This is a genomic window from Pseudomonas sp. TNT2022 ID642 (assembly GCF_028656995.1).
Lineage (GTDB): Bacteria > Pseudomonadota > Gammaproteobacteria > Pseudomonadales > Pseudomonadaceae > Aquipseudomonas.
In genome coordinates, this window is sequence record NZ_JAMDGW010000012.1 from 286,224 (window position 1) to 294,688 (window position 8,465).

The 8,465-nt window shown below is 59.8% G+C and carries 9 protein-coding genes; 3 read left to right on the top strand and 6 right to left on the bottom strand.

Annotated elements, in window-relative coordinates; genetic code table 11:
• Window positions 1-39: 39 nt before the first annotated feature.
• From yghU to M5G26_RS13595, 5 genes are all read right to left on the bottom strand, one after another.
• Window positions 40-879, bottom strand: coding sequence for a glutathione-dependent disulfide-bond oxidoreductase (yghU, locus tag M5G26_RS13575; RefSeq protein WP_273915700.1), 840 nt, complete (start codon window positions 877-879; stop codon window positions 40-42).
• A gap of 257 nt (window positions 880-1,136) precedes the next feature.
• Entirely contained in the window at window positions 1,137-1,520 is a 384-nt protein-coding gene (locus tag M5G26_RS13580) for a hypothetical protein (RefSeq protein ID WP_273915701.1), read from the bottom strand.
• A 48-nt stretch (window positions 1,521-1,568) separates the two neighbouring features.
• A complete protein-coding gene (locus M5G26_RS13585; RefSeq protein ID WP_123450170.1) occupies window positions 1,569-1,979 on the bottom strand; it encodes a GFA family protein in 411 nt (136 codons plus the stop codon).
• 2 nt (window positions 1,980-1,981) lie between these two features.
• Entirely contained in the window at window positions 1,982-3,058 is a 1,077-nt protein-coding gene (locus M5G26_RS13590; RefSeq protein ID WP_273915702.1) for an alpha/beta hydrolase family protein, read from the bottom strand.
• 88 nt (window positions 3,059-3,146) lie between these two features.
• On the bottom strand, window positions 3,147-4,058 hold the full coding sequence (locus M5G26_RS13595) for a LysR family transcriptional regulator (protein ID WP_273915703.1): 912 nt from the start codon (window positions 4,056-4,058) through the stop codon (window positions 3,147-3,149).
• A gap of 123 nt (window positions 4,059-4,181) precedes the next feature.
• Between M5G26_RS13595 and M5G26_RS13600 the strand changes: the two genes are divergently transcribed.
• Window positions 4,182-4,457: a DUF2798 domain-containing protein gene (locus M5G26_RS13600; RefSeq protein ID WP_150692703.1), complete on the top strand. Its 276-nt coding sequence runs from the start codon at window positions 4,182-4,184 to the stop codon at window positions 4,455-4,457.
• Window positions 4,458-4,578: 121 nt separating this feature from the next.
• On the opposite strand, the gene M5G26_RS13605 is transcribed toward M5G26_RS13600, so the two are convergent.
• Window positions 4,579-5,349 (bottom strand): APH(3')-II family aminoglycoside O-phosphotransferase, encoded by a 771-nt coding sequence (locus M5G26_RS13605; protein WP_273915704.1) that lies wholly within the window; start codon window positions 5,347-5,349, stop codon window positions 4,579-4,581.
• Between the two features lie 187 nt (window positions 5,350-5,536).
• On the opposite strand from M5G26_RS13605, the gene M5G26_RS13610 reads away from it, so the two are divergent.
• Together M5G26_RS13610 and M5G26_RS13615 are read left to right on the top strand one after the other, a co-directional pair.
• Window positions 5,537-7,324 (top strand): thiamine pyrophosphate-requiring protein, encoded by a 1,788-nt coding sequence (locus M5G26_RS13610; protein WP_273915705.1) that lies wholly within the window; start codon window positions 5,537-5,539, stop codon window positions 7,322-7,324.
• A 159-nt stretch (window positions 7,325-7,483) separates the two neighbouring features.
• A complete protein-coding gene (locus M5G26_RS13615) occupies window positions 7,484-8,221 on the top strand; it encodes a DUF72 domain-containing protein (protein WP_273915706.1) in 738 nt (245 codons plus the stop codon).
• Window positions 8,222-8,465: the final 244 nt, after the last annotated feature.

The window sequence follows — 8,465 nt, forward strand, 5'->3', positions numbered from 1 at the left end:
TGGGGCACGCTCAGCGGATGAGCGTGTTTGAAAGGGTAGTCAGTTCAGATCTTCGGCCTGATGCCGCTCGGGCACCTGAGTTGCCTCATCGCCCCACGTGCGATTGACACGTTGCCCGCGAATGACGGCCGGCCGTTTGGCGATCTCCTCTGCCCAGCGCTGCACATGCGTGTATTCGTGGGCGGCGAGAAACTCGGCCGCCGAATAAACGTTGTTGCGCACCAGTTGCCCATACCACGGCCAGACGGCGATGTCGGCGATGGTGTAGCTGTCACCGGCCAGGTAAGTGCTTTCGGCCAAACGCCGATCCAGCACATCCAGTTGCCGCTTGGCTTCCATGGTGAAGCGGTTGATCGGGTACTCCAGTTTCTCCGGCGCATACGCATAGAAATGGCCGAAGCCGCCGCCCAGATAAGGCGCCGCGCCCATCTGCCAGAACAGCCAGTTCAACGTTTCGGTACGGCCAGCCGGATCTTTCGGCAGGAAGGCGCCGAACTTTTCCGCCAGATACAGCAGGATCGAACCCGATTCGAACACGCGGATCGGTGGCTCGACGCTACGGTCCAGCAGTGCCGGGATTTTCGAGTTCGGATTGATCTCGACAAACCCGCTGGAGAACTGATCGCCTTCGCCAATGCGGATCAGCCACGCATCGTACTCGGCAGCGCTGTGCCCCTGCGCCAACAGCTCTTCCAGAAGAATCGTCACCTTGACGCCGTTGGGCGTGGCCAGTGAATACAGCTGTAACGGGTGCTTGCCCACTGGCAGGGTCTTGTCATGGGTTGGTCCGGCAATCGGTCGATTGATGCTGGCGAACTGGCCGCCAGACGGGGCTTCGTTTTTCCAGACCTGGGGCGGAACGTACGGCGCTTTGCTCATGTAAGGGGCCTCATCGTTGGCGAGTGGAAAAATACCTGCTGAGAATAGACAGGACACCACAGAACCGGCTTCGTATTCCAGAGCGCGATGGATTCCTGTGTTCCGATTGCCCGCTGCACTGAGACTGGCCAAATCACCGCGGCCGCTCGAGAACAGCGCCAACAGCACAGCCTTCAGGACATGGCTGAGCGAAGCGATGAGCGCTTGCACGCGTCAGCTCGACGGTGATTTGCTATGCGATTGAGCGGCCGCGTCATTTATTTTGCGCGCATATAACGTACCCATTCGCTGGCTTTTCTGAAGCCATAAAACCCCAGGATCGAGACGGCGATGACCGCGATCATCGGCCCGATCACACCCAGCCCTGTGGTCATCTGGGCGTAGGCCGCGAGGGACAGGGCAAGCACCGCATAGCCGGCGAGGTATTTCCTGTAGGCGATCAAGAGCATTGGCACCATCAGGACGACGAACAGATGAGTGGCGATCGTGATCAGGATTTCTGCGACCAATTGAACTGGCACGCTGCCCATGGATGCCTGAGCCATGGTTATTTCGGCGTCGTACAGAAACATCTGCAGCGCAATGACGGTTATTGCGGCAATTACCAGCACAGAGAAGGCCGCTATTTTTGAGCGTTTCATCTGATCTCCAAAGGGTGAAACAACGTTTGATGATTGAATCTTTCACGCTCAGCGCTGCGGCCATTGATCCTTGATTTCAAACCACGGTGCTTTCGACGTCACTTCGACGTGTTGCTGTTTTTCCGTGGTGAACGTCGTGTCCAGCGTGCCCAGGGCTACCGAGATCCAGTCGCGGTACTCACCCTGATTATTTGCCCAGAACAGCGACGAGCCGCAGTTCAGGCAAAACTGGCGTTGTACCGATTGCGAAGACTGATAGGCCTTGAGCTGTTCGGCGCCCTCCAGCAGTTCCAGGTTCTGGCGCAGCACGCTGCCATAACTGGCAAACGCCGCGCCGTGGCTTTTGCGGCATTGGCTGCAATGGCAGTGCGAAAGCGCTTTGGGCCGTGAGCGGATCTGGTATTTCACCGCTCCGCACAGGCAACTGCCCCGGAAGGTCTGGGGGGAGGGCGTCAGCATTGTTATTGCGGTTCCTTGTAAGTGATGGCTTGTTTCAAGCTGTCAGGTGACTGCGCGAGGAAATCGGTGACCAGGGAAACCACTTGCTGCTGAATCTGCGCGCGTGGCCGGCCGCCCTCGCCATCGGTGCAGATGATGCTGTCGCCCGGCACGTCTTCGTCGAGCATTGCTACAGCGCCAGGTTTGCAGATCGCCATAAAGGTGAAGTGACTGGCGTCGCTGATCTCGACATAACGCGATGAGGTTTTCGGCAGACGTTTGGCCAAATCGACAGATTCCAGCTGAGCGGGCAGCTCCTTCGACGGTACACCGGCAGCGATCACCAGGATCGGCACGGGGTAGTTTGCCAGACTGGCGTCGGTCATCCCGCGCGACAGACCCAGGTCCAGTGAAACCACGGCAGTGACGCGCTTGTCACGCCAGTCGGCCGCCAGCCGGGCTTTTGATTGCGCAGTGCTTGCCGTGTTCATCTGTTGGTACGCCGTGCAACTGGCCAGTTGCGGATGGACGTCGCAGTCTTTGGTAAAACGCTCGGGGTCGAAGCGCGCGCCGCCGGCTTCGAGCACGGTCCAGCCGCCGAGCGAATGGCCGACGACAGCAATTCGATCCTTGGCCACCGCGCCGAATTTTTCCGGTTGCGCCGTCACCGCGTCAATGGCCCGGCTGAGGTCGACCGGACGTTGCCACAGCTGTGCCGCCGCTTGTGGGCTACGATCGCGGCTGGTGGTGCCGGGATGGTTGACTGCCGCGACGATGTAACCCTGATGCGCCAGTGCACTGGCCAGCCAGGTCTGGTTGATCCAGCTTCCGCCATTGCCGTGGGACAGCACCACCAATGGATGCTCGCCCTTGGCGGCCGGGGCATCGAGCACCGCAGGGGCACCGACGAAGACCGGGTTGTCGCCGAACAATTGTGGCTTCGCATCGGTGGTCGCACTCGGATACCAGACGACCATTTCCACTGGGCGCTCGTTACGTGGATCCGCCAGCGTGGCGTACTGGAAACCAACGGGTTGAGCGTCAGCGAATGCGTGGCTGCTCAAGCCGATCAGAAGCAGCGCGCCGAGAGATTTTTTCATTGTTGTTATCTTCCGTGATGGGCCGATTTGGCGAGGTGGACTTTGACTGATTTCGCGCAGTTCAGCGAGCCTCTTTGAGCCCTGCGTCTTAAACATTTTTCATTGGCCAGCGCGTGGCCAGATGCGCGCCCAGATAATCCAGAAAGGCTTTGACCTTGGGCGTCATCGCCGCGCGTTCCTGGACGCAGGCGTAGATGTCCATTGGCTGGACGACGCTGTGTTCAAACAGCGGCACCAATTGCCCGCTCGCCAGATACGGCGCCGCAACAAACTCCGCCAGTCGCGTGACCCCGGCCCCGTGGACCGCCATTTGCGCCAGCGCATCGATGTCATCACTGATGGCGGTGGCATTGATAGGCGCGTCGAAACGCTGGCCGTCGCGCATGAAAGTCCAGCGCAGAAAACGTCCGTCCAGGGGATAACGAAAAGCCAGGCAGGCATGATTTTGCAGATCGTCCGGCGATTGCGGCCACCCGGCGCGCTGAAGATAGGCCGGCGCGGCGCACATGATGAAGGGCAGTGAAACGATCTTGCGCGCGACGATGCCGTCCTCCAGTTGCGGCTTGATCCGCAGGCTCAGATCGAAGCCGTCCTGGATGTGGTTGATCTTGCCATTGGTGGTCGAGAGTTCGATGAGTAGGCGCGGGTGCTGTGCAGCGAAATCGGCGATCAGCGAGGCCAGCACATGGCGGCCGAACGCTGAGGTGGAGGCAATGCTCAACCGGCCCTGCAACTCGGTTTCGGCGCAGCTGATGGAGCTTTGCGCGGCTTCCAGATCCGCCGCAATTTTCCGCACTTTCTCGTAGTACACCGCACCGTTTTCGGTGAGTGCCATGCTCCGCGTCGTGCGTTGCAGCAAACGCACGCCGAGGTGCGTTTCCAGCCGATTGATCGTCTGGCTCACCGCTGCCGCGCTCACACCCAGCGTCTTCGCGGCGCCGACGATGGAGCCGGACTCGACCACTTTGATAAAACTGGCAATCGCCGCTAACAGATTCATCCGTGTCCTGCCGAGGGTGGATTCGTAAGTTCTGCTTTATAAAGTACCTGCGATTGAGCGTCTAGTTGCGCTGGGTCGGCTTTGCTAACGTGCGGTCTCCCTGTCAATGGATGGAAAAGCCATATGAATCAAAGAACCAACGCCGAAGCCTTGATCATCGGTCGCCGCAAGCTGTCGCCGCGCGCTACGCCGTATGTGTTCGCGTTATACATGGCGACGATCATGGCGTTTCTCATGTCGCTGGTGATCACCGCCGCCAATTCGGGGATTGATAACGACTACCTGAGTAATGCCTTGCACGCCTACAAGCTGGCAATGCCGATCGCGTTCCTGTGCATCCTCGTCGTGCGGCCGATCGTGGTGAAACTGGTGGCGTGGACGGTGCACCCGCATCGTTGAAAGGCCCCGTCTCAGCAGTGACTGTTCTGACGTCTTCGCGAGCAGGCTCGCTCCCACATTCAGACCGCAATCCCCTGTGGGAGCGAGCCTGCTCGCGAATAGCCTCGCCGCGTGGGGTGCCTCAGAAAAACTCGTCGAGCAACTGATAAAAGGCGATCCGCTGCAAGTCCGGCTCCACGCCATACACCTCAAAAAACAACGGCAGCCACTGCGCGCCGAGGTTGTCCGTGATGCTGTGGGCGGCCAACGCCAAATCCTGATAACGGTCAGCGACGCCCAGCCGTCCGCAGTCGACAAATCCGCTGAAGCGGCCATCGTCGGCGAGCAGATTGGGCAGGCACGCATCGCCGTGGGTCACCACCAGATCCTCGTGGGTTGGGCGTGCAGCGAGCATTTGCTGGAACACTGCTTCGGCAGATTGGCCGAGGCGCGAATCGTCGAAGTCTTCTTCATCGATCAACCCGGCGAGCAGGTGTTCGCGGGCCCGTGTGATCTTCTGCTCCAGGCAGTGATCGAACGGGCAACTGTCGATCGCGACCGTGTGAAGCGTGCGCAGTGCCTGCGCCGCGAGCGTGACGATCTGCTGCGACGTCAGGTGTGCACTGCTGGCCAGATCCCGCCCCGCAACGGCGGTCATCAACAGCCAGTTGTGATCCGCTTCAACGAGGGTGTCGAGCACACGCGGCGCCGGCAAGTCCTGAGTCGCCATCCAGCGTAGCCGCTGCACTTCACCGGGCAACTCGCCCCAGGTCATCACCTGCTCGGCTTTGACGAACAGCGACGCTGCCCCGGGAGGCGTAACCCGCCATACATCCGCACGCGATTCGCCAATGGTCTGTTGTTCGATGGCCGCTGCGGCAAATTGGCTGCGCCACGCTGCTGGTAAATCCATGTCTGTTTTGTCCTTGGCATTATCGATGGGCGCATTGTGCCGGCCTGACGGGTGTGTTCGCAAACAAGGCGCGGCTCGGGGAAATCCATCGAAACTTCGCTGACAACTCAACTGTCCAGACCCTTACACCGCCCGACGGATGTTCTGTCAGGGCAGCTCCATGCAGCGGAGAAAGACGAGGATCGAGATGACGATGACAGTGGGAGATTTTCTGGTTGAACGGCTCAGCGAGTGGGGCGTTACGCGGATTTTTGGCTATCCGGGTGATGGCATCAACGGCGTGTTCGGCGCGCTCAGCCGGGCCAAGGGAAAGATCGAATTCGTCCAGGCGCGGCATGAAGAAATGGCCGCGTTCATGGCCTCGGCGCATGCCAAGTTCACCGGCGAGCTGGGCGTGTGCATCGCCACGTCCGGCCCGGGCGCCTCACACTTGATTACCGGACTCTACGACGCACGCATGGACCACATGCCGGTGTTGGCCATCGTCGGTCAGCAAGCACGCACCGCGCTGGGCAGTCACTACCAGCAAGAGCTGGATCTGGTGTCGATGTTCAAGGACGTCGCCGGGGCATTTGTGCAGCAGGCTTCCGCGCCGTCGCAGGTGCGGCATTTGCTCGATCGGGCAGTGCGCACGGCCGTGGGCGAACGTCGGGTCACCGCGCTGATTCTGCCCAACGATTTGCAGGAGCTGAAATACCAGGCACCGGCGCGCGCCCATGGCACCGCGCATTCGGGTGTGGGTTATACGAAACCCAAAGTGCTGCCTTATGACGTGGATCTTCAGCGTGCCGCCGACGTTTTGAACGCGGGCGAAAAGGTCGCGATTCTGGTTGGCGCCGGTGCATTGCAAGCGACTGATGAAGTCATCGCGGTGGCGGAAAAGCTCGGCGCCGGCGTTGCCAAGGCGCTGTTGGGCAAAGCTGTGCTGCCCGACGATCTGCCTTGGGTCACCGGCAGCATCGGCCTGCTCGGCACTGAACCGAGCTACAAATTGATGAGCGAATGCGACACCTTGCTGATGATCGGTTCGGGTTTCCCGTACTCGGAGTTTCTGCCAAAAGAAGGTCAGGCCCGTGGCGTGCAAATCGATTTGCAGCCCGACATGCTCAGCCTGCGCTATCCGATGGAGGTCAATCTGGTCGGCGATTCGGCGGAAACCCTCGCCGCGTTATTGCCACTGCTCGAACAGAAAACCTCCAGCAAGTGGCGCAAGAAAGTCGAAGGCTGGCGCGGTAGCTGGGAGAAAACCCTGGAAAGACGTGCGATGGCCAAAGCCGATCCGGTCAACCCGCAAAGGGTGGTGTACGAGTTGTCGCCGCGCCTGCCCGATAACGCAATCATCACCAGCGACTCCGGCTCCTGCGCCAACTGGTTTGCTCGTGACCTGAAAATCCGCCGTGGCATGCAGTGCTCGTTGTCCGGTGGACTCGCGTCCATGGGCGCCGCTGTGCCTTACGCGATTGCCGCCAAGTTCGCCTATCCCGAACGTGCAGTCATCGCGCTGGTGGGCGATGGCGCGATGCAGATGAACAACATGGCCGAGCTGATCACTGTCGCCAAGTATTGGCGACAGTGGGCGAGCCCCAAGTGGATCTGCGCGGTGTTCAACAATGAGGATCTCAATCAGGTCACGTGGGAGCAGCGGGTGATGGAGGGCGATCCGAAGTTTGAAGCTTCGCAAAGTATTCCCGACGTGCCTTATCACTTGTTTGCCATTTCCATTGGCCTGAAAGGCATTTTTGTCGATCGCGAAGAAGACGTCGCCGCTGCGTGGGAAAAGGCACTGGCCTCGGAGGTACCGGTGGTGATCGAGTTCAAGACCGACCCGAACGTGCCGCCGCTGCCGCCGCACATCAAGCTTGAGCAGGCGAAGAAATTCGCCACGACGTTGCTCAAGGGCGATCCGGATGAGGTCGGGGTGATCGTGCAGACCGCGAAACAAGTACTCGGCGCGGTGTTGCCCGGCAAAAAATAACCGGTTAATCGACTGGCAACTGTTGATCGTTCCCACGCTCTGCGTGGGAACGCCTCTAGGGACGCTCTGCGTCCAGTGACGCGGAGCGTCACGGGCAACATTCCCACGCGGAGCGTGGGAACGATCACCGATCGAGTGGGCACGACAAGAGGTAAGTTGATGATTTTCGTGGGCTGTGCAGGCTGGAATCTGGGGCGCGAGCATTGGCCGGCATTTCCGGTGGAAGGCTCGCACTTGCAGCGCTACGCTTCGCGCCTCAACTGCGTGGAAATCAACAGCTCGTTCTACCGTCCGCATCGGCGGCAAACCTACGAACGTTGGGCCGATGGCGTACCGGAGGCCTTTCGCTTTTCGGTGAAAATGCCCAAACACATCACCCATGAATTACGCCTGGCGGGGTGCGAGGCGGCGTTGGACAGGTTTCTTGCTGAGTGCGGCGGGTTGGGCGAGCACCTTGGCTGCTTATTGGTGCAATTGCCGCCATCGCTGGTGTTCGAAGAAGCCAGCGCCGACGCCTTTTTCACGACGTTGCGCGAACGGTTCTCCGGCGCAGTGGTGCTCGAGCCAAGGCATGAATCGTGGGTCAGCGGCGAGTCGATGTTAACGACTCATCAGATCGCACGAGCAGCGGTCGATCCTTCGCGCATCAGTCGTGATGTTTCGCCAAGCGGCTGGACGAGAACTCAGTATTGGCGCCTGCACGGCTCACCACGCATTTACCACAGCGCCTACGATTCAACTTATCTGCTAAACCTCGCACATACTCTGCAATCAGCGGCCGCAGCAGGTGCTGCGACCTGGTGCATATTCGACAACACCGCCAGCGGCGCAGCGCTGGGCAACGCCTTGACGCTGGCCACACTGACGGCCGATTGGGAGCAGTATGTGCGGCCGTGAAACTCAACCCGGCGAAGAAGCCCTCACCCTAGCCCTCTCCCAGAGGGAGAGGGGACTGACTGATCTGGCTTAAATGATTCTGGACAGCCGGTATCTACGCCCAACGACGAGGTGTGATTTGACCAGACGATATTTTTCGACAGATTCCAAATCGATGCCTCTGCCTGGATAAAGCCTGCGGCGGGGAGGCAAAAATCCCAAGCAGTGCACAATTGCAGCAATCGCACGATCAGAGCTTGGATTT